This window comes from Collinsella sp. CLA-ER-H6, from assembly GCF_040092305.1.
Classification (GTDB): Bacteria; Actinomycetota; Coriobacteriia; order Coriobacteriales; family Coriobacteriaceae; genus Collinsella.
The window spans coordinates 1-859 of the sequence record NZ_JBBNLS010000042.1; the positions used below are offsets into that span (position 1 = coordinate 1).

Sequence of the window (859 nt, forward strand, 5' to 3'; positions counted from 1 at the left end):
CCAGCCCCAGCTCTCCGCGGAAGGGGATGAGGACGATGACTTCTAGTCCCGAGAACAAGATCACGCGCTCCGACCTCGTCAAGAGCGCCGTCAACGTCGGCGCCCTGGGCATGGAGTTCTCCTGGACCTACTACAAGCAGATGAACATCGCCTTCTGCCTGATGGTCGCCAACATGCTCAAGAAGATCTACGCCGGCCGCCCCGACGACTACGCCGCGGCCCTGCACCGCCACTGCGCGTTCTTCAACATCACCGTCCAGTTCGCCCCGTTCGTCGGCGGCATCGCGATGGCCATGGAGGAGAAGGTCGCCCGCGGCGAGATCGAGCCCGAGAGCGTCAACGACGTCAAGGCCGCCCTCATGGGCCCGCTGTCCGGCATCGGCGACTCCATCTTCCTGTCGACGCTGCGCGTGGTCGCCGCCGCGGTGGGCATCAGCCTGTGCCAGGCCGGCAACCCCTTCGGCCCCATCGCCTTCCTGCTCATCTACAACGTCCCCGGCTTCGCGCTGCGCATCTGGGGCGCCGTCAAGGGCTACGAGCTGGGCGTGGGCTTCCTGGACGAGGCCCAGAGGACCGGCCTCATGCAGAAGATCATGACCTGCGTGGGCATCGTGGGCGTCATGGTCGTGGGCGCCATGTGCAAGGACATGTTCTGGGCCAGCATCCCGGTGGCCATCGGCTCGGGCGAGGACGCCCAGACCCTCCAGGACATCCTGGACGGCATCATGCCCGGCATGCTCGGCATGATCGCCTTCTGGCTGTACTACTGGCTGCTGTCCAAGAAGATCAACCCCATGGTGCTGATCGTGGCCACCATGGTCGTGGGCATCATCGGCGCGTTCTTCGGCGTGCTGGCGTA

At 65.4% G+C, this 859-nt stretch carries 1 protein-coding gene; it reads left to right on the forward strand.

Annotation, left to right across the window (positions count from 1 at the left end):
* Window positions 1-26 precede the first annotated feature (26 nt).
* Window positions 27-859, forward strand: an 833-nt coding sequence (locus AAAX77_RS09815; protein ID WP_316367175.1) for a PTS system mannose/fructose/sorbose family transporter subunit IID, incomplete at its 3' end; no start/stop codon positions are given.